Here is a 20,972-nt window from a genome sequence, read left to right on the forward strand (position 1 = left end):
CGATTGTTGATCAGAGTACTAAGCCTGCCATTCTTTGCCGATAATACGAATACTGTCGACAATTTGCTTAACGGGCTAGCGATCCCCAAAGAAATTGGATCCCACAAATTCTTCCCGGCACTTCACCCACACCACTCACCAGTTCCGAAATCTTCAGAATACCCCCTGATTTCCCCCAATTTCCTCTCTGGAGACTGAGGCGATGATTGGTCAGGTTCAGTGTCATGAAACATGGCACGAACCTCTTCTGGCAGATCCTCCTTGTCTTGCTCGTCGTCCTCCTGGCGCTTTGGTGCGCGACGGAGTGGACAGCGTGGTCGCTTGGCTGGTCACCCCGGCTTGGTGAACCCTTCTTCGTCATCCTCGACATGCCGGTGTACGTGCCCTGGGCCTTCTTCGGCTGGTGGTACGCGTTCGATGCTTACGCGCCGGATGTGTTTGACCGGGGCGGACTTATCGCCGCTTCGGGCGGTGTCGCGGCCATCGTGATCGCGGTAACTGGGTCGATCCTCCGCGCACGCTGGGACAAGCGGGTCTCAACGTTTGGCTCTGCGCGCTGGGCGGAAGGCAAGGATTTGCGTAAGTCCGGACTTTTGAAGCCAGCCGGCGTGTTCCTGGGCCAAGCATCAGGATCCTATCTCCGCCATGACGGACCCGATCATGTCATGGCCTTTGCGCCGACCCGCTCCGGCAAGGGCGTGGGCCTTGTTGTCCCGACGCTCCTCTCCTGGCCGCATTCTGTTCTGGTGCACGACATCAAGGGCGAGAATTGGCAGTTGACCTCAGGCTGGCGCTCGGAGTTTTCCCACTGCGTGCGGTTCGACCCGACCGACGTGGTCTCGGCGCATTTCAATCCCCTGATGGAAGTGCGTAAGGGGCATTGCGAAGTGCGCGACGTCCAGAACATTGCCGATATTCTCGTGGACCCTCAGGGCAAGCTCGGAGATCTCGGGCACTGGGTCGACAAGGCGAACTCCCTGCTCGTCGGCGTGATCCTGCACGTCCTTTATGCCGAGCGCGAGAAGACGCTGGCGCGCGTATCGAGCTTCCTTGCCGATCCCGACCGGACATTCCGCACGACGCTGTCGATCATGCTCCGGACAAACCACCTTGGGACCAGCGATGCGCCAAAGGTTCATCCCGTCGTCGCCGAGACAGCCCGAGAATTGATGAACCAGGCGGAGAACGAGCTCTCCGGCGTGCTGTCAACAGCGCTGCGGTTCCTGTCGCTCTATCGCGACCCGGTGATTGCCGAAGTCACCTCGCGGAGCGATTTCCGGATCGAGGATCTGGTGTCCGGCGACCGGCCGCTTTCGCTCTACCTCGTCGTCCCGCCCTCGGACCTTTCGCGGACGAAGCCCCTGATGCGCCTCATCCTCAATCAGGTGGGCCGGCGGCTGACGGAGCATCTCGAGATTCGTCCTTCGGTATTCTCGCGTGGCAGATCGCTTTTGGCGAACATTCTCGGAGTTTGCGGGCTGCTTACGCCGCAGGTTTCTGTGCCGGTCGTAAAGTCCCGTCGGCGTGTCCTGTTCATGCTGGACGAGTTTCCTGCCCTTGGGCGCCTCGACTTCTTCGAAAGCACGCTCGCCTATATGGCAGGCTATGGCCTCAAGGCCTTCCTGATCGCGCAATCCCTCAATCAGATCGAAAAGGCTTATGGCCCCTCGAATGCGATCCTCGACAATTGTCATGTCCGGGTGGCGTTCGCGACAAATGACGAGCGCACGGCGAAGCGGATTTCCGATGCACTCGGCACCAAGACCGAACAGCGGGCCATGAAGAATTATGCAGGCCACCGGCTCGCGCCCTGGCTGTCGCACAAAATGGTGTCGCGTCAGGAAACTGCCCGCCAATTGCTGACGCCCGGCGAAGTGATGCAACTGCCCGCAGACCAGGAACTCGTCCTTGTCGCAGGCTCCCCGCCGGTGCGCGCGCTGAAGCTACGCTATTACGAGGACCAGAACTTCACCGAACGTCTCAAAGACGCCCCTGCCTTCGCGGCCTGTATTCCGGACGTGCGGGTTGATGATTGGGGCAGCGAGGTCCGGTCGATCCATGAAGGCCTGATGCAGGCTGCAGAGCTCGAGCCTGAAGTCGAGGGCCTTGGGCCTCAGAAGGCGCGGGATGCGGCCGAGGATCGCGCGCGGCTTGCAGGCCCCTCGAAGCCAGGCACGGCGCGGCGCAAGGTGTGCAATCCCCTGCAGGCTAGTCTCTTCGACGCCCTCGTGCAGGCTGACAGCCTCGAACAGGCGACCGGCATTGATCTCACGGGGAATGGCCAATGAAGCTCCGGATCCAGCCCTATATCTCGCCAGAGAATTTTCACTGGCTGAAGGCCATGGCCAAACGCCCTGGCCTGTCAGAAAGCACGATCATCGATGGGGCAGTAACGGCCTACCGGGCAGGCGAGTCCGACAATAAGCGCGAAGCCGCCATCAATCGCCGGCTCGACCGACTGACGCGCCAATTCGGGCGGATCGAGCGGGACAATCTCGTCCTTGCCGAAACGCTCGCGACCTTCGTGCATTATTTCCTGACGGTGACGCCGCCGGTGCCGGCCAACCAGGTCGAGGCCGCCCGGGCCAAGGGCGACATGCGGTTTGACCTCTTTGTGAGGCAGGTCGCGGAGGCCCTCAGGTCGGGCCAGCGCATTCTTCAGAATGCCGTTGAGGATGTGACAGCGGACGCGGCCAGTCTTGAGCGCGAGCCCGAACATATGGGCGAGGTGCGGACCGATGCGTGACGTACAAAGCCAGACACGTACCCGCGCCATGCTGATAACGGCATTGGGGAGCGAGATTGTTGCAGCGCTGGACGACCCCGCCGTTGTCGAAATCATGATCAATCCCGACGGCAGGCTCTGGATCGAGCGGCATGGGTCTGGCCGATCCGAATCCGGCCTGGTTGTCACCGCTGGCGATGTCGAACGCGTCATCCGGCTGGTCGCAAGCCATATGGGCCGGCGCGTCGACGCAGCGTCGCCCATCGTGTCAGCAGAGCTGCCAATGGGCGGAGAGCGGTTCGAAGGCGTCCTGCCGCCGGTGGCGCCGGGGCCTTGTTTCTCGATCCGCAAACCAGCGGGACGGGTGGTCGCTTTGGGTGAGTATGTCGCCTCCGGCGTAATGGCACCTCATCACGCCGAAGCCTTGCGGTTGGCGGTCAGGACCCGCGAGAACATTCTCGTCGTCGGCGGCACGGGCTCGGGCAAGACGACGCTTGCCAATGCCCTGCTGGCCGAGATTGCCCGCACTGGGGACCGGCTTGTGATCCTGGAAGATACGCGCGAACTTGTTTCGACAGCCCGCGACTCTGTCCAGCTGCGCACTCAGCCCGGATCAGTAACTCTTGCAGACCTTGTCCGCTCGACCCTGCGCCTCAGGCCAGACCGGATCATTATCGGTGAAGTGCGCGGCGCCGAGGCGCTCGACATGCTGAAGGCCTGGAATACCGGCCATCCGGGCGGCATCGCCACCCTGCATGCCAACTCGGCCCTGGGCGGACTCTCCCGGCTCGAACAGCTGATTGGCGAGACCTCGGCGCAGGTGCCGCACGACCTCATCGCAGAAACAATCGACTGCGTCGTCTACATCTCCCGGCGCGCCGGGGTTCACCGCGTCGAGACAGTCGCGCGCATGAACGGGCTCGGGCGTCAGGGCTATGACCTGATCCCCGTCCAGCCGGACCTGCAGCTCGTCCTGCCGAGCCTGCCCTTTTCCGAACCGCTTCTCTCCACCGCTCCAGAAAGGACACCACCCCAATGAAATACAGACTGATCAAAGCCCTGAGCCTGACGGCTTTTGCCGTCGCGCTCACCTTCCCGGCCCATGCGGCTGGCTCCGGCATGCCCTGGGAAGCCCCGCTGCAATCGATCCTCGACTCCATCGAAGGGCCGGTCGCCAAGATCCTCGCAACCATCGTCATCATCCTGACCGGCCTTGGCCTTGCTTTCGGTGAGAGTGGCGGCGGCATGCGCAAGCTCTTGCAGATCGTGTTCGGTCTCTCGATCGCCTTTGCTGCGACCTCGTTCTTCCTGTCGTTCTTTTCGTTCGGTGGCGGGGCGACGCTCTGATGGCGGACAACCGTCCCCTGCCCCCTGGCTATAGCGTGCCGGTGCATCGCTCTTTGACGGCGCCGATCCTGCTCGCAGGGGCGCCACGGCTGGCGACGATCGTCAATGGTACGCTGGCCGCCGCGCTCGGCATCGGCCTGCAGCTCTGGGGCGTGGGGCTCGTCTTCTGGATCGTGGCGCAGGGCATCTGCGTGTTCGCTGCAAGGCGCGATCCGCAATTTGCCGACGTGCTGATCCGGCACATAAGAACGAGGGGCTATTACGCATGCTGAATCTTCGTGAATATCGCGCCCGCCCGGCTGCGCTCGCCGACCATCTCAAATGGGCCTGCCTGATCGCGCCCGGCATCCTGCTCAACAAGGATGGCAGCTTGCAGCGGACCTGTTTCTATCGCGGACCCGATCTTGAAAGCTCGACACCGGAAGAACTCGTCGCCGTCACAGCCCGCATGAACAATCTCCTCAGCCGGTTCGGGTCAGGTTGGGCGCTGCATATAGAAGCGGACCGGCGACCATCCGTCACCTATCCCGAAAGTTCCTGGCGCGACGCAGCCGCCTGGCTGGTCGATGAGGAACGCCGGGCGGCGTTCGAAGAGCACGGGCGCCACTTCGAGACCGATTGCTACCTGACCCTCACATGGATGCCACCGGCCGACCGGACGGCCCGGATCGAGCAGCTCTTCATCGACGATCCGGCAGACGCTCCAGCTGCGTTCTGGAGCGAGCATCTGGCGCATTTCGAAACCGAAACTTCCCGGGCGCGCGACATGATGGCGGATCTGATGCCGGAGGCGCGGTTCCTGGATGACGATGAGACGCTGACCTACCTGCATGCCTGCATCTCGGTGGCGCGGCAGACGGTGAAGGCACCCTCGCTGCCGATGTGCCTTGATGCGCTCATGGTCGATACGCCGCTGACGGGCGGGCTGTCACCCCGCTTAGGGGACGAAACGCTGAAAGTCCTCACGATCAACGGGTTCCCCGCAACCGGCGAGCCCGGGCTGCTCTCAGAGCTCGACCAGCTCGGCTTTGCCTATCGCTGGGTGACGCGGTTCCTGCCCCTCGACAAGCCCGAGGCCGAAAAGACGCTCAATGCCTATGTCCGCAACTGGTTTGCGAAACGCCGGTCGCTTACCTCTTATTTGCGCGAAATCCTCACCAATGAGCCCGCAACACTCCTCAACTCAGATGCCGACAATCAGGCCGCCGATGCCGACGAGGCCCTGCAGGCGCTCGGCGCAGGCCATGTTGCATTCGGCTATTGCACGACGGCGATTGTCGTTCGGCATGCGGATGCAGCGATCGCCGACGACCAGATCCGCGCCGTCGAGCGCGTGATCCGGGGGCGCGGGTTCACCTGCGTTTCCGAAAGCGTCAATGCCGTCGAAGCCTGGCTCGGCACGCTTCCGGGTGAAGCCTATGCCAATGTCCGCCAGCCGCTACTGAACACGATCAACCTTGCGCATATGGCCCCCTTGTCGGCACTCTGGGCAGGGCCGGAGCGCAACACGCACCTGGACGGCCCGCCGCTCCTGATGGCGCGCTCGGCCAGTGCGACACCGTTCCGGCTGGTCACGCATCAGGGCGATGTCGGACACATGATGGTGGTCGGGCCGACCGGTGCCGGCAAGTCGGTCCTCCTGTCGCTGCTGGCCTTGCAATTCCGACGCTACGCCGACGCGCAGGTGTTCATCTTCGACAAAGGCGGTTCAGCGCGCTGCGCGACGCTCGCCCTTGGCGGGACCTGGTATGAGCTGGGCCTTGAGGGCGACCTGGCGTTCCAACCGTTGCGGGCACTGGATAGTGAAGCCGGGATCGCTGAGGCGCAGGCCTGGGTGCTGGGGCTGATCGCTCAGGAGAATGTCGCGGTCACGCCCGAGGTGAAGCAAGCCGTCTGGACGGCGCTGCAGAGCCTTGGCGCGGCGCCTGTCGTGCAGCGCACACTAACCGGGCTTGCCGCGCTCATCCAGATGCCGGAGCTCCGGCAGGCGCTGGAACCCTATACGCTGGCCGGGCCCTATGGCGCGCTGCTCGACGCCGAAGAAGACAGTCTTGCCAACGGAGACATGCTTTGCTTCGAAATGGACGCGCTGATGCAGGACAAGCGGCTCGCCGCGCCCGTGCTTGCACATCTGTTCACGAAGCTCGAAGCCCGGTTCGACGGCCGACCGACCCTGCTCATCCTCGATGAGGCCTGGCTCTTTCTCGATCATCCGATGTTTGCGGGACGCCTGCGCGACTGGCTGAAGACGCTGCGCAAGAAGAACGTGTCCGTCGTGTGTGCGACGCAGAGCCTGTCGGACATCTCGGCCAGTTCAATAGCCCCGAGCCTGATCGAAAGCGCGCCGACCCGCATCTTCCTCGCCAATGCACGGGCCGAAGAGCCTTCGCAGCGCGCAGCCTATGAGGGTTTTGGCCTCAATGCCCGCCAGGTCGAACTGATCGCACGGGCGACGCCGAAGCGGGATTATTATGTTCAGACTCCGGAGGGCAATCGCCTGTTCGATCTCGACCTCGGGCCCGTCGCGCTCGCCTTCTGCGCTGCCGGTTCCAAAGCCGACCAAAAACTGATCTCCGAGATTCTTACTGCTTCAGGTCCGGACGGGTTCGCGCCGGCCTGGCTTGCGGCGCGCGGACTCCATTGGGCGGCAAACCTGATCGGAACAGAAGGAGACGTGCCATGCGCCGCCGAATGATCGCCATTCTTCTCGGATCCGTATCCTCGCTTGTCGGACTGGCGCCGCCTGCAAACGCCCTGCTCGGCGTGGGCGATGTCGTGATCGATCCGACCAACCTGGTTCAGAACATCGTGACAGCCACCAATACGCTCGAACAGATCAATAATCAGGTCCAGCAACTCCAGCATGAGGCCCAGATGCTGGTGAACCAGTCCGAGGACCTGAAGCGGCTCGACTATGCCTCGATCGAGCACCTGAAGCGCCTGCTCGAACGGATCGACACGCTGATGCGCGAAGCGGGTGAGATGACTTATGAAGTCGAAGAGTCCGAACGCCAGTACCGCGAGGCGTTCCCGGACTCCTATGAAGACCTCTCCAATAAGGAAATCCTTGTCGAAGCCGCAGACCAGTGGCAGATCAGCCGGGAGGCCTTCCGGGCCTCGATCCAGGTCCAGTCCGGGATTGTGACCTCGATTGCGGACGCGCGCGAGACGCTGACAGACCTTGTTGGTGAGAGCCAGGCGGCGACCGGGAACCTGTCCGTCTCCCAGGCCGGCAACCAGCTCGTCGCGCTCTCGGTCGAGCAACAGATGCAGATGCAGCAATTGATGGCCGCGCAATACCGGATGGTGGCGCTCGAAGAATCGCGCCGGGCCGCCATCGAGGAACAGGCCCGCATCCGTCACAAGCGCTTCCGCGGCGACGGCGTCGCCTACAGGCGGAACTAGCGCCATGGAAGATCTTGGCGTCATCGACCAGTTTGTTGCGACCTTCTCCGCCTATATCGACAGCGGGTTCGGTCTCCTGCAGCCGGATGTCGCGTTCCTGACCTCCGCCCTCATCGCGATCGACATCACGCTCGCCGGACTTTTCTGGGCCATGGGGCCGGACACGGATATTGTCGGCCGGTTCCTGAAGAAGGTCCTTTATGTCGGCGCCTTCGCGCTGATCCTCGGCAATTTTGCGCTCCTGTCGGACGTGGTGTTCACGAGCTTTGCACAGCTGGGGCTCAATGCCACTGGCGGCACGATTACCGCCGAGGACATCATGAAGCCGGGATTTGTCGCGGCCACCGGGTTCGATGCGGCTCTGCCCCTGCTCGACGAGATCGAAAAGCTGACCGGTCCGATCGCCTTCTTCCAGAACATCGTCATCATCGCTGTCCTGTTCCTCGCCTGGATCATCACGCTGCTGGCGTTCTTCTTCCTCGCGATCCAGCTCTTCGTCACGATCATCGAGTTCAAGCTGACGACGCTGGCCGGGTTCGTGCTGATCCCCTTTGCGCTCTGGAACAAGACCTCGTTCCTCGCCGAGAAAGTGCTCGGCAATGTCATCGCCTCAGGCATCAAGCTGATGGTGCTGGCGATCATTGTCGGCATCGGCTCGACCATTTTCTCCTCCATTACGTCGACCTTCCAGCCGGACGAGGTGACGCTCGAACAGGCTGCCTCCGTCATCCTTGGATCGCTCTCATTGCTGGCCCTCGGCCTGTTCGGGCCCGGGATCGCCACGGGCCTTGTCTCCGGCGCGCCGCAATTGGGCGCGGGCGCGGCCATCGGTACGGCCGCTGGCGTCGCGGCCGGGACAGTAGCGGGCGGCACCCTCGCCAAGGCGGGCATTGGCGCCGCAGCTGGCGGAACGCGCAGCGCCGTCGGCGCAGCAGCCTCCATGGCAGGCGGCGCCCGGACTGCCTACCAGATGAACGCCGCCGCTTCCGGAAAGTCCGGCGCCGGCGCCGCCATGGCGGGCATGAGCGGTGTCGCGGGCGCAGGTGTTCGCGCCGCTGCGTCCGGCGCTAAAGACTTTGCCCGGCGCGCCTTTGGCAATCCGCATGAGCGCCATCAGGCGGGAGCCCGCGCCGCTTTCGCGGCAACGGGCGGCACGGGCGCGCCGAACGCTGGTCCGACCAATGGCGGACAGAATTCTTCCCCTGACTGGGCCCGGCGTATCCGGCGCGACCAGTCAACCCGCGATGCCGGCATGATGGCGGCCTCAGCCGTGCGCGACGGCGACCGTCCCGGTGGCGGCACATCGATACAACTGAAGAATGACGAGGACTGACATGAAGCTCTGGAAGCGAACATCCACCCGCTATGGCGAGACACCGGAACCTGTGACACCCTACCAGCGCGCGGCGCAGGCCTGGGATGACCGGATCGGCTCTGCCCGCGTGCAGGCGGCCAACTGGCGGCTGGCGGCGCTTGGGAGCATCGCTTTGTCGTTCGTGCTCGCGGGCGGTCTTGTCTGGCGCTCGACCCAGTCCTTCGTCACACCTTACGTAGTCGAACTGACCGGTGAAGGCGCCGTGCGCGCCGTCGGCCCGGCCGATGGGCGCTATGAGCCGACCGATGCGCAGATTGCTTTCCACCTCGCAGATTTTGTGAAGAACACGCGGTCCATCTCCATCGATCCGGTCGTGGTCCGGCAGAACTGGCTGAAGGCCTATGCCTATGCAACCGACCGGGCGGCAGCCACGCTCAATGATTATGCCCGCGACAATGATCCATTTGCGGATCTCGGACGGCGCTCCGTGTCAGTCGATGTGACGAGCGTCGTGCGCGCGTCAGACGACAGCTTCACGGTTCGTTGGCGCGAGACCGCATATCGCAACGGCACTGAGACCGGCCAGTCCAACCATACCGGCGTGTTCTCGATCGTGATTGACCCGCCCCGCACCGAAGAGGCCCTCCGGGCCAATCCTCTCGGCCTCTACGTCCACGGCCTCAACTGGTCGAAAGACCATCAATAGGAGCTAATCCCACATGAAACGCCTTGCCCTCATCCTCCTCGCCTCGACCGCCCTTGCGGCGTGCGAGAGCTTTCCGGCCGCTGTCGGCCCCGACATCACACTGGATGAACCAGACTATGTCGAAGACCTCTATCTCGCCCCTGACGTGGAAGAGACCGATATCGCCGACGCGGACCTTGTTCCAACGCCGGTTGTCTACCGCACCTATACGCCGACAAGTGTCACGGGCGCGATGCCGGGCCAGTTGAAGCCCATGCCGACGGAGGCAGATGCGCCATCACTCAAACCTTACCAGGCCATCGAAACGGCGAATGGTAAGGCGGCGATCGAGCCTTCGCTCGACAATTACATGAACGCGATCCAGGTCTATCCCTACACGGTCGGCGCGCTCTATCAGGTCTATTGCGCGCCGGAACAGGTCACCGACATCGTCCTGCAGCCGGGCGAGGAACTCGTCTCGGTCTCTGCCGGCGACACGGTGCGCTGGGTCCTCGGGGATACGGTCTCCGGAACGGGTAGCGAGGCCCAGGCGCATATCCTGATCAAACCGACACAGGCGGGCCTGAAGACCAACCTCATCATCACGACGAGCCTGCGGGCCTACCATCTTGAGCTGAGGGCATTCGAAGAAACCTATATGGCGGCCGTCTCATGGCGCTATGCCGACCAGCAACTTGTGACGCGGGTGGCGGGTTCGGCGGCAACACGCGCATCGTCATCGCCGGCCGGATTGCAACTCGAGCGGCTGAAATTCCGCTATGACCTTGAGGGCGACTTTCCGCACTGGCGGCCGGATCGCGTGTTCGATGATGGCCGAAAGGTCTATATCCAGTTCCCGGCACGGCTCGACCAGGGTGAGGCCCCGGCCCTCTTCGTCATTGGCCGGGACGGCAAGTCCCAGCTGGTCAACTATCGCATGTCCGGAGACTATTATGTCGTCGACCGTCTGTTCGCCCGCGCGGAACTCCGCCTCGGCGAAAAGCGCCAGGATGTCGTGAAGATCGCACGCAATGACATTGGCAGCGCGAAGCCATGACAGAGGCCGTTTCTCCTCCAGCCCAACCGCTCGAAATCCGCGGGCGCCCGAGACCCGTGAAGCGGTTCTCCAAACGGGCGCTGATGATCCTGCTCGGAACCGGCAGCGCAATCGTGCTTGGCTCGCTAGCCTTTGCGCTGCAGGGACCGAAGGAAGGCACTGACGGTCCGGCGCGGGAGCTTTACAATACCGGTCATAATCCAGAGGCGGATGGATTGGCCACGCTTCCGAAATCCTATGGTGAGATTGCGCCGGAAGACGATGTCCTCGGGCCGCCACTGCCGGGGGATCTTGGCACACCGATCCTGAAGGCGCAGCGCGAAGGGCGGATGGGGCTGCCTGAACAGGATGCGCCTGAATCTGATCCGATGCGCGGACAATTAACGGCACTGGAGGCAGAGCTGCGCGCGCGTGAAGCGGCGCTCTCCGATGCCGCGCGGGGGAGCGGGGTTTTTTTCCAGGTTGGGGCGAGTACGGGTTCGAAGAGCGTTGGAGGAGGCGTTGCGAGTCCATCAGCGGCCTCGATCAGTTTTCCGGACCTGTCGGCATTTGCGCCATCTGGCGGCAGTGCGTTTGGGTCATCCTTAAATGAAGATCCAAACCGGCAGGCCCGCAAGCTTGATTTTCTGGGCGCAGAAACCGATCCCTCGATCTACAATCCGCATCGGCTGGAGACACCGGTTTCTCCCTACCAGCTGATGGCTGGAACGATTATTCCGGCAACCCTGCTGACAGGGGTGAACTCCGACCTTCCGGGGCAGGTCATCGCGCAGGTGACAAGCCCGGTTTATGACACCGTCACTGGAGAGAGCGTTCTCGTGCCTCAGGGCGCGAGGCTCATTGGCCGCTATGACAGCGTCATCGCGTTCGGTCAGTCACGGGCGCTCCTCGTCTGGAGCCGGATCGTCATGCCGGATGGATCGTCGATCCGCATCGACAATCTCGCCGGCGTCGATGCCCGTGGCTATGCCGGCCTCGAAGACAAAGTCGACTATCATTCCTGGAAGCTGTTGCAGGGCGTCGCGCTCTCCACCTTGCTCGGCGTGGGATCAGAACTCGCGAGCGATGATGAGGGCGACATTGCCCGCGCGCTTCGCCGCTCCGCACAGACGGGCGCGAATGAGGCGGGCCAGGAAATCGTGCGTCGCAATCTCGACGTCCAACCCTCGATCACGATCCGGCCTGGCTGGCGGCTCGCAGTGCTCGTCAACAAGGATATCGTTCTGAAACCCTATCAAGGAGGCAATCAGCCATGAGTGAAGTCAGTCTGAAAATTGGGCCGCTTCCGGACCGGACACCGCAGAAACTGTCGATCAGTCTCGAGCCACCTCTGGCTGCGGACCTCGAAGCGTATTCTCGGATCCATGCTGCCACCTACGGAGCTGAGGCATCGGTGGCTGTGCTGGTTCCTCTGATGCTTGAAGCTTTCCTTTCAAGCGATCCTGGCTTTCGTAAGGCCATGAAGACTCAAACCTACCGGTGATGTCGAGCAATGGCCCGGACGCAGATACCTCCCCATCTTAAAACCTGTGAAATCAAGCGCCGCCTCAAAACGCTGATCGCTGCAGCGAAAGATACAGGATTTGACGTATGCGGCGTTCGGCTCATGCCTGACGGCGAGATTACGCTTCTGGACAAGGCCTCTCTCAGGCTCGAAACTGATTCGGAGGCGAAATGGCTAGGGAGCTGACCATGTCCATCAAGGGACTGCATGTAATTGCGAAGAAGCTCGCGACGGGTCAGACCCGCTACTATTATTACGCGTTTCGCGGTGGCCCAAAGTTCTGGACGAGTGAAGGATCCAGGTTGGATGAGCCTGGCAAGCGACTGCCCCCAGAATTCATCCAGGCCTATTCAGAGGTGATGGAGGATGAAAGAGCGCCAGTCGCAGATTCGTTCGCCATGGCGGTTATGCTCTATCGGAAGAAGTCTCCCGCATTCAGAAAGATGAAGACAAAAGGGCAAACGGCCAGGATCAAGTACCTCGACAAGTGGTTGGAAATGCCCCTGAAGGCGGGCCAGCCAGCTGCGAACGCACCGCTTTCGGTTTTCGATAGCAGACGCATTATCAAGTTTATCACGTCCCACCGTGATCGTGTCTGGGGTCACTCTCCGAGCTCAGCTGATGAGGCCGTCCTGGCTCTGTCGGCCTTCCTGACCTGGTGCAAAAAGGACGGGCGACTGGACTGGAACCGAGCGCATGGCATCGAACCGCTTTACGAACGGCCGACGGAAGCGCGTATTTGGTCTCTGGAAGAGCAGGCAAAGTTTCTCAAGACCGCGTCGGCGCATCTGGCCTGGGCGTTCAAGCTGGCTCTTCACACCGGACTTCGCCGTGAAGATCTGACCCGCTTGCCCCTTTCGGCGATCACGAAGCAGCATCTGATCATTCCTACGGGCAAGAGCCGTGGCCGCAACACTGCCCTTATCCCCATCACGCCTCCGCTTCGGTCGTTGCTTGATGAAATCGATGCGGCGCGCGCCAAACTCGCGACGGCACCCCTCACGATTCTTTTCTCCAGCAAGGGCAAGCCTTGGACTGCAGAAGGGTTCGGCACGAGCTTTGATCGCCATCGCAGCCGTATAGGACTTGGCCCGGAAAACGATGGTCCAACCATCCACGACATGCGCAAGACATGCGCGACGAATATGGTCATCCTTCAGCACCTTTACCCGACTCTGATATCAGATCAGGTTCTGACCGATTTGTTCGGCTGGACGCCCGGCACACTTGCGAAAATGAAGCGGATTTACGTGTCAGATGCAGCTGTCATTGAAGCGATGACGACTTCGCTCTAGGAGCCAGGTCTCGTAGAGTATCCCGCCTGCATAGGTAAGAAATCGCTTGGTGTTGATTTACACCAATTTGGTGATTTTCTTTACACGTTAGCTGGACATGTAAAGAAAATTGCGTTTCTTTGACATATCATGTCGAAATTACCAGATTCCTCGTACAAATTGCCAGACCTTCCGCCACCGGTCGAGATAGAGACGGTACCGGTGCTGAAGGCACTTGCGCGCGCCAACAGGGCACTGGCGGAATTGAAGGGCGCAGCCAAAGCCATCCCCAACCAGGGTATCTTGATCGACACGCTGGCCTTGCAGGAGGCCAAGGCAAGTTCTGAAATTGAAAACATCGTCACCACTCAAGACGAACTGTTCCAAGCAGACTTGTTCCCCGAAGGACCTGGCTCAGCAGCCGCAAAAGAGGTGGCGCTCTATCGTGATGCCCTGAGACTTGGATTTGACCAGATACGCAAGACACAGGGATTGATTACCAACCGCATCATCATCGACATGTTTCGTTTGTTGAAGGGGCGAGACGATGGCTTCAGAACGCAGGCCGGAACAGAGCTGAAGAATGATCGCACAGGCGAAACCGTCTATGTGCCACCACAGGGCCCGCGTGAGATTGAAACCCTTATGGCTGGGCTCGAAGTCTTCATCAATGATGATGACGCCTGCGATCTGGACCCGCTCATCAAAATGGCGATCATTCACCATCAATTTGAGAGCATCCACCCGTTCCCGGACGGCAATGGCCGCATCGGGCGCATCCTTAATGTACTTTATCTGACGCGCACGGGCCTGCTCGACATTCCCATTCTCTATCTCAGCCGTCACATCACAGGTACGAAAAGCGACTATTATCGATTGCTGCAGGCCGTGCGAGATGACGGCGCCTGGGAAGATTGGGTACTCTACATTCTGGAAGCGGTGGCAGAGACATCTCAGACGACCCTGCAGCTGATCGAAGGCTTGCGCGCCCAGATGGCGGACTACAAGAAACGGATGCGAGCAGAGCTCGGCAAGATCTACAGTCAGGACTTGTTGAACAACCTCTTCCGCCACCCTTACACGCGCATCGATTATGTGATGCACGACCTGCATGTCAGCCGACCGACCGCCACCAAGTATCTCGACCAACTGGCCGAAGCGGGTTTCGTGACCAAGCATCAGGCCGGCCGGAACAATTACTATATCAACGAACCGCTTCTCGCACTGTTCATGCGTGTGTCTGACGGTGGTGGACGGCAAGAAGGGAAGTAATCGAGCAGCGGCTAAGCCGGGACCGCTTCACTGATAAAGTCCTCACCGATCTGTTCGACTGGACACCTAAGACATGCAAAAAAATCAAGCTCGCACACACGTTTGCCGCGACCGTTCTGGGCGGATGAGCGCCACATTTTAAGGACGGAACAAGAACAGAACCTGTAAACTATGCTGTAAACTGTTCTCTGATGTTCTTTTTTCCACAGGCTAGTGCCTTGTTTTTATGGTGGGCGGTAACGGGTTCGAACCGCTGACCCTCTCGGTGTAAACGAGATGCTCTACCAACTGAGCTAACCGCCCCAATCCCGCTCCAATGCACGGGCTTGAGAAAAAAAGCAAGACGGCCATTCAGTGTTTGAACGGCCGCCTGCAATTTGTGGGATACTTGCCTTAGTGCGGACGCGCCGGATCAGTCGCCTGACCGCCAGCTTGGCCGGCCAGGGAAGCCTGCAGGGCCGCCTCATCCGCTTCCGACCATTCAATCGGCGACAGCGGGCGTGTCAGGGCAATCTCCAGCACTTCATTGATGTCCGACACGGGCACGATCTTCAGGCCGGTCTTCACATTCTCCGGAATGTCTTCGAGATCTTTCTCGTTTTCTTCCGGGATCAGAACCGTCTTGATGCCACCGCGAAGCGCTGCAAGCAGCTTCTCCTTCAGGCCGCCAATCGGCAGAACGCGTCCGCGCAGGGACACCTCGCCGGTCATGGCAACTTCCCGGTCCACCGGGTTTCCGGTGAGCAAGGAGACGATGGCCGTGGTCATGGCGATACCGGCGGATGGACCATCCTTTGGCGTTGCACCATCCGGCACGTGGACGTGGATGTCAGTCGTATTGAACACGGTCGGCTTGATGCCCAGCATCACAGAGCGTGACCGCACGAGCGAACTGGCCGCCTGGATCGACTCTTTCATGACGTCGCGGAGGTTACCCGTGACCTTCATGTTGCCGCGTCCCGGCATCTTCACCGCTTCGATGGTGAGCAGGTCGCCGCCGGTTTCTGTCCAGGCAAGGCCCGTGACAGCGCCCAGCTGATCCGTCTCGTCGGCAAGGCCATAACGGAATTTCCGCACGCCAGCGAATTCGGCGAGATTGTCAGACGTGACCGTGAGGGTTTCGCCTTCCTTGTCCGCCAGGTTCCGAACGGCTTTGCGAGCCAGACGCGCGATTTCCCGCTTCAGGCTGCGCACACCGGCCTCTCGCGTGTAGTAGCGAACGAGGTCGCGAATTGCCGCCTCTTCAACCACCCACTCCCCTTCCTTCAGGCCGTGATCTTCACGAACCTGCGGGATGAGGTGACGCTTGGTGATCTCCACCTTTTCGTCTTCCGTGTAGCCGGCGATGCGGATGATCTCCATCCGGTCCAGAAGCGGCTGAGGCATGTTGAGCGAGTTCGCCGTCGTCACGAACATCACGTCTGACAGGTCGTAATCGACTTCCAGATAATGGTCGTTGAACGTGGAGTTCTGCTCAGGGTCCAGCACTTCCAGCAGGGCAGATGCCGGATCACCGCGATGGTCCATGCCCATCTTGTCGATCTCGTCGAGCAGGAAGAGCGGATTGCCCGTCTTCGTCTTCTTCAGAGACTGGATGATCCGTCCCGGCATGGAGCCGATATAGGTCCGGCGGTGACCGCGAATCTCGCTTTCATCCCGCACGCCGCCAAGCGACACGCGCACGAAGTCGCGCCCTGTTGCTTCCGCGATGGAGCGGCCGAGCGAGGTTTTGCCAACACCGGGAGGGCCAACGAGGCAGAGGATCGGACCCTTCATCTTGCCAGTACGCTTTTGCACGGCGAGATATTCCAGGATCCGCTCTTTCACCTTGTCGAGACCATAATGGTCATCATCGAGCTGTTGCTCGGCCTTGCCCAGATTGGTCTGGATATCCTTGCGCGTGCCCCAAGGCAGGGCGAGGAGCCATTCGAGATAGTTCCGCACAACAGTGGATTCCGCCGACATTGGCGACATCTGGCGCAGCTTCTTGATCTCGGCTTCAGCCTTGGTGCGAGCCTCTTCAGACAGGGGTGCGTCGGCAATCTTCTGGTCGAGTTCGGCCAGCTCATCGCGCTCGCCGCCGTCTCCGCCTTGCTCACCCAGCTCGCGCTGGATCGCCTTCATCTGCTCATTCAGATAATATTCGCGCTGGGTCTTCTCCATCTGCCGCTTCACGCGGTTTTTGATCTTCCGCTCCATTTGCAGCATGCCCATTTCGCCTTCCATGAGGGCGAAGACCTTCTCGAGGCGATCTTTCGCCTCTGGAAGTTCGAGCAATTCCTGCTTCTCGGAGAGTTTGACAGACAGGTTTGACGCGACCGCATCAGCAAGACGTCCCGGCTCTGTCAGAGCAGCAATCGTGGTGACAGATTCCGGCGGGATCTTGCGGTTCAGTTTGACGTAATTCTCAAACTGCTCCTGCACCGCACGCATCAGCGCCTGCACGTCGCCATCGGCGCCGTCAGCTTCTTCCAGCGTTTCAATCTCGGCTTCGAAATACTCGCCGCGATCAAATAGTTGATTCAGGCGCGCACGAGTCTTGCCCTCAACGAGCACTTTCACTGTGCCGTCGGGCAATTTCAGCAATTGCAGAATCGTCGCGATCGTTCCGACCGAATGCACGTCATCGGCGTCCGGGTCGTCAATCGCAGCATCTCGCTGGGCAACCAGCATGATTTCATTGTCGGCCTCTTCGATCATTTCGAGAGCCCGAACAGACTTGTCTCGCCCCACAAAGAGGGGGGCGACCATGTCTGGGAACACGACGATGTCCCGAAGCGGCAACACCGGAAGGTTTTTTATGCTTGGCATATACAATGCCTCCTTCTTCAAATTGAGCCCCGGCTGGCGGCAGCTCGAATAAACCCTCTCATACCATGATGGCAGGAGTCGGGCATTGTACCAGATGTGGCGTTCACGCCCTTGGGGTTCAAGCGTCGCAATGCGCAGGAAACCCTCTGAATTGTGGAAAGCCTGTGCAATCAGGGGGTTGCAGCCTTTCGGGCGGATTCCGTACGCTTTTCATTCTTCTGATTTGCCAGGAAGGCCGTGAACAAACCGAGCTTTGGATTGGGCGCATCTCCCGCACCGAGTCGACGCAATTGTTCATAGTACCAGCCAATTGCGCCAAACCCGTTCAACATCTTGATGAACTTGATGGGAGATGTTGGCGAAAGAATTCCCGGCCCAAGGCGCAGCTGGTTTTCCCAACGATCTGTCTCGCTGATCCCTCCCGACAGCAGTTTTCTCGGCGTATCCGTATCCACGCATAGCGGACGACCGATCCCGATCAGGTCCGCCTCCCCTTCTGCAAGCGCAGAATTCATTGCCTCTGTCGTGCGGAATCCGCCCGTCACCATCAGCGGTAACCGGCTGCGCTCCTGAACGGCTTTCGCATACTTCAGGAAGTAGGCTTCACGCTTTCGCGTCGACTCGCTGATGCCTTGTTCGAAAACCGGCTCCAGTCCTTCAGTGTCCATCATGCGCGGCTGCTCGTAATTGCCCCCCGAAATCTCGACGAAATCCACGCCCAGCTCGTTCAGAATGTCGATCACGGCCAGGCAGTCTTCAAAACTGAAGCCACCTTTCTGGAAATCGGCTGAGTTCAGCTTCACCGAGACCGAGAAGCCGGGTCCGCCGACGATTCGCGCTTCTTCCACGCATTGCACGAGCAATCGCGCGCGGTTCTCCAGGGGGCCGCCATATTCGTCCTGTCTCTGGTTTGCGAGCGGCGACAGGAAGGAAGAGAGCAAATAGCCATGCGCCGCGTGAACCTGGATGCCATCAAAGCCAGTCTTCTTCGCCACATTGGCCGCATTGCCGAAACCCTCAATGACGCCGCGAATCTCTTCGCTCGTCATGGCTCGCGGCTGGCCGAACTGGCCGCCAGGCAGGCCAAGGGGCACCGGGCTCGGCGCTGCCGGACGCGGATTGATCAGTTTCGGAGTCTGGCGGCCAGCATGACTGACCTGCATGATCATCGCTGCACCGTGGGATTTGCCCGCCTCGGCCCAACGGGAAAACATATCCATCTCTTCATTTGACGGCTTGCCATCAATGACCACATTCCCGGCACGTTCGAGATGATTGCGGTCAATCTGGACGTTTCCGGTGATCATTCCACCTATCCGACCTTCCGCCCAGCGGCGATACAATGTCAGATGAGCTTCAGTTACCTGGTTGCGAGGATCTGCGAGTCCCTCTGTCATGGCCGCTTTCACAAGCCGATTGGGGAATGTAAGCCCACTCTCCAGGGTTAACGCGGTATTAATCGAGGCCGTCATTGTATGTGCTCCCATATCGACTTTGAGTCGCCCGCCCTTATCGGAGACATCATATGGCAGCCGCCAAGCAAGCAAAGCTGTTTGATCAAATGAGTACAGAAAGTACCGGCTATTCCGCCAAGGATATCGAGGTCCTCGAGGGCCTCGAACCTGTCCGCAAACGTCCGGGCATGTATATCGGCGGCACGGATGAGCGCGCCTATCACCATTTGTTCGCCGAAGTGCTGGACAATTCCATGGACGAGGCCGTCGCCGGCCATGCCAGCCGGATCGAGATCAAGCTCGACGCCGAAGGCTTCATCACCGTCACGGACAATGGGCGGGGCATTCCGGTGGATCCACACCCGAAATTCCCGAAAAAGTCCGCGCTGGAAGTGATCATGACGACACTCCACGCGGGCGGTAAATTCTCTGACAAGGCGTATGAAACCGCGGGCGGCCTGCACGGAGTGGGTATTTCCGTGGTGAACGCGCTGTCCGAACTGGTCGAGGTTGAAGTTGCCCGCGACAAGGTTCTGTACCGGCAGACATTCTCTCGCGGCATTCCGCAGGACAAGCTGAAAAAGGTCGGCACCGCTCCGAACCGTCGTGGCACGGCGGTGAAGTTCAAGCCGGACTTCCAGATATTCGGCGAAAAAATGCGTTTCCGCCCGGCCCGCCTGTTCCAGATGGCCCGCTCGAAAGCCTATCTCTATCGCGGCGTCGAAGTTCGCTGGAGCTGTGATCCGGCTTTGCTGCCCGAGGACTCCAAAGTTCCGGCCGAGGCCACCCTCTCCTATCCGAACGGATTGGCTGACCAGCTGGACGAAGTCTTCAAGGACAAGGCCACGATCACAGATGCAGCGTTCACCGGTCTTGTAGACCAGGGCGGCGAAGGCAAGGTCGAATGGGCAATTGCCTGGACGCGCGCCGGTTTTGGCGAATCTGACGGTTTTTCACGATCCTACTGTAACACTATTCCGACCCCGGATGGCGGAACGCATGAAGCGGGTTTCCGCGCGGCGATCACCAAAGGCCTGCGCAATTTTGGAGAGCTGACGGGAAACAAGAAGGCGTCCGAGATTACCGCCGAAGACATTATGGGCCATTCCGGTCTGCTCCTTTCGGTCTTCATCAAGGGGCCGGAGTTTGTTGGCCAGACCAAGGACAAGCTCTCGACCACTGCGGCCTTCCGCCTTGTCGAAAACTCTGTGCGCGACCGGTTTGATCACTGGCTGGCTGGCAGCCCGAAAGAAGCCGACAAGCTGCTGAGCTGGGCGGTTGAGCGCGCCGAGGAACGCCAGCGCCGCCGCAAGCAAAAAGAGATCTCACGCAAGTCCGCGACAAAGAAGCTGCGCTTGCCTGGCAAGCTGGCCGACTGCTCTGACAAAGGACCAGAAGGCACGGAACTCTTCCTCGTCGAGGGGGATTCCGCTGGCGGCTCTGCGAAGCAAGCACGCGACCGGAAATCCCAGGCCATCCTGCCTCTGCGCGGAAAAATCCTGAATGTCGAAAGCGCCTCGCTCGACAAGATGATGAACAATCAGGAGATCAACGACCTCTCCCTTGCGCTCGGCACCCAACTGGGCAAGAAATTCGACATGGATGACCTGCGCTATGACCGCATCATCATCATGACCGATGCGGACGTCGACGGCGCGCATATTGCCAGCCTGCTTATCACTTTCTTCTACCGGATGACTCCGGGCCTGATCGAAAGTGGGCGTTTGTTCCTTGCGATGCCTCCGCTCTACAAGCTCTCCAACAAAGGCACGATCGTCTACGCGATGGATGATGCCGACCGGGCGCAAAAAATGAAGGAAAACTTCAAGCCCAATCAGAAGGTCGACATGACCCGCTTCAAGGGTTTGGGAGAGATGAATCCCGGGCAGTTGAAAGAGACCACTATGAACCCGGCGACGCGGACGCTGGCCCGGGTGACTCTGGAAGCGATCGACGACGTGGAGGTTCCGGCCGAGGAACTGATCAACACGCTGATGGGCAAGAAAGCTGAATTGCGGTTTCGCTTCATTCAGGAGAACGCCGCCTTCGTGGAAGAGCTGGATATCTAGCAAGCCCGGCATCCAGCCCATCAAAAGTAAACGAAATCTACCCATCGGGAATGA

17 protein-coding genes and 1 tRNA gene are annotated in these 20,972 nt (G+C 60.4%); 15 read left to right on the forward strand and 3 right to left on the reverse strand.

Translation table 11 applies throughout. The annotated features are described in order from the left end of the window. Positions 1–224 precede the first annotated feature (224 nt). From traG to HF931_RS00905, 14 genes are all read left to right on the forward strand, one after another. Complete coding sequence (traG, locus tag HF931_RS00840; RefSeq protein WP_051615497.1) at positions 225–2,288, forward strand: IncP-type conjugal transfer protein TraG; 2,064 nt, start codon at positions 225–227, stop codon at positions 2,286–2,288. After that, on the forward strand, positions 2,285–2,746 hold the full coding sequence (locus HF931_RS00845; RefSeq protein WP_045695782.1) for a hypothetical protein: 462 nt from the start codon (positions 2,285–2,287) through the stop codon (positions 2,744–2,746). Before traG ends, HF931_RS00845 begins: the two co-directional genes overlap by 4 nt. Next, the gene (trbB, locus tag HF931_RS00850) at positions 2,739–3,764 is read left to right on the forward strand and encodes a P-type conjugative transfer ATPase TrbB (protein ID WP_112074349.1); all 1,026 of its coding nucleotides are present in this window, start codon (positions 2,739–2,741) and stop codon (positions 3,762–3,764) included. The genes HF931_RS00845 and trbB overlap by 8 nt, the downstream gene beginning before the upstream one ends. Beyond that, positions 3,761–4,072 (forward strand): TrbC/VirB2 family type IV secretion system protein, encoded by a 312-nt coding sequence (locus HF931_RS00855; protein ID WP_034815832.1) that lies wholly within the window; start codon positions 3,761–3,763, stop codon positions 4,070–4,072. The genes trbB and HF931_RS00855 overlap by 4 nt, the downstream gene beginning before the upstream one ends. Continuing rightward, a complete protein-coding gene (locus HF931_RS00860; protein WP_034741973.1) occupies positions 4,072–4,344 on the forward strand; it encodes a VirB3 family type IV secretion system protein in 273 nt (90 codons plus the stop codon). The genes HF931_RS00855 and HF931_RS00860 overlap by 1 nt, the downstream gene beginning before the upstream one ends. Then, the gene (gene trbE, locus HF931_RS00865) at positions 4,338–6,767 is read left to right on the forward strand and encodes a conjugal transfer protein TrbE (protein ID WP_034741976.1); all 2,430 of its coding nucleotides are present in this window, start codon (positions 4,338–4,340) and stop codon (positions 6,765–6,767) included. The genes HF931_RS00860 and trbE overlap by 7 nt, the downstream gene beginning before the upstream one ends. Continuing rightward, complete coding sequence (gene trbJ / locus HF931_RS00870; protein WP_045695787.1) at positions 6,752–7,477, forward strand: P-type conjugative transfer protein TrbJ; 726 nt, start codon at positions 6,752–6,754, stop codon at positions 7,475–7,477. Before trbE ends, trbJ begins: the two co-directional genes overlap by 16 nt. 4 nt (positions 7,478–7,481) lie before the next feature. Further along, positions 7,482–8,810: a P-type conjugative transfer protein TrbL gene (gene trbL, locus HF931_RS00875; RefSeq protein WP_273241493.1), complete on the forward strand. Its 1,329-nt coding sequence runs from the start codon at positions 7,482–7,484 to the stop codon at positions 8,808–8,810. 1 nt (position 8,811) lies between these two features. After that, positions 8,812–9,498, forward strand: coding sequence for a conjugal transfer protein TrbF (gene trbF / locus HF931_RS00880; protein WP_045695882.1), 687 nt, complete (start codon positions 8,812–8,814; stop codon positions 9,496–9,498). A gap of 13 nt (positions 9,499–9,511) precedes the next feature. Then, on the forward strand, positions 9,512–10,534 hold the full coding sequence (trbG, locus tag HF931_RS00885) for a P-type conjugative transfer protein TrbG (RefSeq protein WP_034741985.1): 1,023 nt from the start codon (positions 9,512–9,514) through the stop codon (positions 10,532–10,534). Beyond that, positions 10,531–11,790 (forward strand): TraB/TrbI/VirB10 family type IV secretion system protein, encoded by a 1,260-nt coding sequence (locus HF931_RS00890; RefSeq protein WP_045695883.1) that lies wholly within the window; start codon positions 10,531–10,533, stop codon positions 11,788–11,790. Before trbG ends, HF931_RS00890 begins: the two co-directional genes overlap by 4 nt. Then, positions 11,787–12,017: a DUF2274 domain-containing protein gene (locus HF931_RS00895; RefSeq protein ID WP_034741777.1), complete on the forward strand. Its 231-nt coding sequence runs from the start codon at positions 11,787–11,789 to the stop codon at positions 12,015–12,017. Before HF931_RS00890 ends, HF931_RS00895 begins: the two co-directional genes overlap by 4 nt. A gap of 191 nt (positions 12,018–12,208) precedes the next feature. Beyond that, positions 12,209–13,333 (forward strand): tyrosine-type recombinase/integrase, encoded by a 1,125-nt coding sequence (locus tag HF931_RS00900; protein WP_273241496.1) that lies wholly within the window; start codon positions 12,209–12,211, stop codon positions 13,331–13,333. 129 nt (positions 13,334–13,462) lie between these two features. Further along, a complete protein-coding gene (locus HF931_RS00905; protein WP_273241498.1) occupies positions 13,463–14,584 on the forward strand; it encodes a Fic family protein in 1,122 nt (373 codons plus the stop codon). 227 nt (positions 14,585–14,811) lie between these two features. Here HF931_RS00905 and HF931_RS00910 read toward each other — a convergent pair. The 3 genes from HF931_RS00910 to HF931_RS00920 all read right to left on the reverse strand — a co-directional run bounded on the left by HF931_RS00910 (position 14,812) and on the right by HF931_RS00920 (position 18,882). Next, positions 14,812–14,887 (reverse strand) — tRNA-Val (locus HF931_RS00910). A gap of 90 nt (positions 14,888–14,977) precedes the next feature. After that, complete coding sequence (gene lon / locus HF931_RS00915; protein ID WP_273013821.1) at positions 14,978–17,395, reverse strand: endopeptidase La; 2,418 nt, start codon at positions 17,393–17,395, stop codon at positions 14,978–14,980. Between the two features lie 170 nt (positions 17,396–17,565). Further along, positions 17,566–18,882 carry an NADH:flavin oxidoreductase/NADH oxidase family protein gene (locus HF931_RS00920; protein ID WP_337957148.1) on the reverse strand — a complete coding sequence of 439 codons (1,317 nt, stop codon included), beginning with the start codon at positions 18,880–18,882 and terminating at the stop codon, positions 17,566–17,568. Between the two features lie 38 nt (positions 18,883–18,920). On the opposite strand from HF931_RS00920, the gene parE reads away from it, so the two are divergent. Continuing rightward, positions 18,921–20,918: a DNA topoisomerase IV subunit B gene (gene parE, locus HF931_RS00925; RefSeq protein WP_035550785.1), complete on the forward strand. Its 1,998-nt coding sequence runs from the start codon at positions 18,921–18,923 to the stop codon at positions 20,916–20,918. Positions 20,919–20,972 lie beyond the last annotated feature (54 nt).

Origin of the sequence: Hyphomonas atlantica corrig. (assembly GCF_017795365.1) — a bacterium.
Taxonomy (GTDB): Bacteria; Pseudomonadota; Alphaproteobacteria; order Caulobacterales; family Hyphomonadaceae; genus Hyphomonas; species Hyphomonas atlantica.

Excerpts from the sequence above, each read along its gene's own strand:
- traG (WP_051615497.1), top strand. The coding sequence starts at position 225 with ATGAAACATGGCACGAACCTCTTCTGGCAGATCCTCCTTGTCTTGCTC.
- HF931_RS00845 (WP_045695782.1), top strand. The coding sequence starts at position 2,285 with ATGAAGCTCCGGATCCAGCCCTATATCTCGCCAGAGAATTTTCACTGG.
- trbB (WP_112074349.1), top strand. The coding sequence starts at position 2,739 with ATGCGTGACGTACAAAGCCAGACACGTACCCGCGCCATGCTGATAACG.
- HF931_RS00855 (WP_034815832.1), top strand. The coding sequence starts at position 3,761 with ATGAAATACAGACTGATCAAAGCCCTGAGCCTGACGGCTTTTGCCGTC.
- HF931_RS00860 (WP_034741973.1), top strand. The coding sequence starts at position 4,072 with ATGGCGGACAACCGTCCCCTGCCCCCTGGCTATAGCGTGCCGGTGCAT.
- trbE (WP_034741976.1), top strand. The coding sequence starts at position 4,338 with ATGCTGAATCTTCGTGAATATCGCGCCCGCCCGGCTGCGCTCGCCGAC.
- trbJ (WP_045695787.1), top strand. The coding sequence starts at position 6,752 with ATGCGCCGCCGAATGATCGCCATTCTTCTCGGATCCGTATCCTCGCTT.
- trbL (WP_273241493.1), top strand. The coding sequence starts at position 7,482 with ATGGAAGATCTTGGCGTCATCGACCAGTTTGTTGCGACCTTCTCCGCC.
- trbF (WP_045695882.1), top strand. The coding sequence starts at position 8,812 with ATGAAGCTCTGGAAGCGAACATCCACCCGCTATGGCGAGACACCGGAA.
- trbG (WP_034741985.1), top strand. The coding sequence starts at position 9,512 with ATGAAACGCCTTGCCCTCATCCTCCTCGCCTCGACCGCCCTTGCGGCG.
- HF931_RS00890 (WP_045695883.1), top strand. The coding sequence starts at position 10,531 with ATGACAGAGGCCGTTTCTCCTCCAGCCCAACCGCTCGAAATCCGCGGG.
- HF931_RS00895 (WP_034741777.1), top strand. The coding sequence starts at position 11,787 with ATGAGTGAAGTCAGTCTGAAAATTGGGCCGCTTCCGGACCGGACACCG.
- HF931_RS00900 (WP_273241496.1), top strand. The coding sequence starts at position 12,209 with ATGGCTAGGGAGCTGACCATGTCCATCAAGGGACTGCATGTAATTGCG.
- HF931_RS00905 (WP_273241498.1), top strand. The coding sequence starts at position 13,463 with ATGTCGAAATTACCAGATTCCTCGTACAAATTGCCAGACCTTCCGCCA.
- lon (WP_273013821.1), bottom strand. The coding sequence starts at position 17,395 with ATGCCAAGCATAAAAAACCTTCCGGTGTTGCCGCTTCGGGACATCGTC.
- HF931_RS00920 (WP_337957148.1), bottom strand. The coding sequence starts at position 18,882 with ATGGGAGCACATACAATGACGGCCTCGATTAATACCGCGTTAACCCTG.
- parE (WP_035550785.1), top strand. The coding sequence starts at position 18,921 with ATGGCAGCCGCCAAGCAAGCAAAGCTGTTTGATCAAATGAGTACAGAA.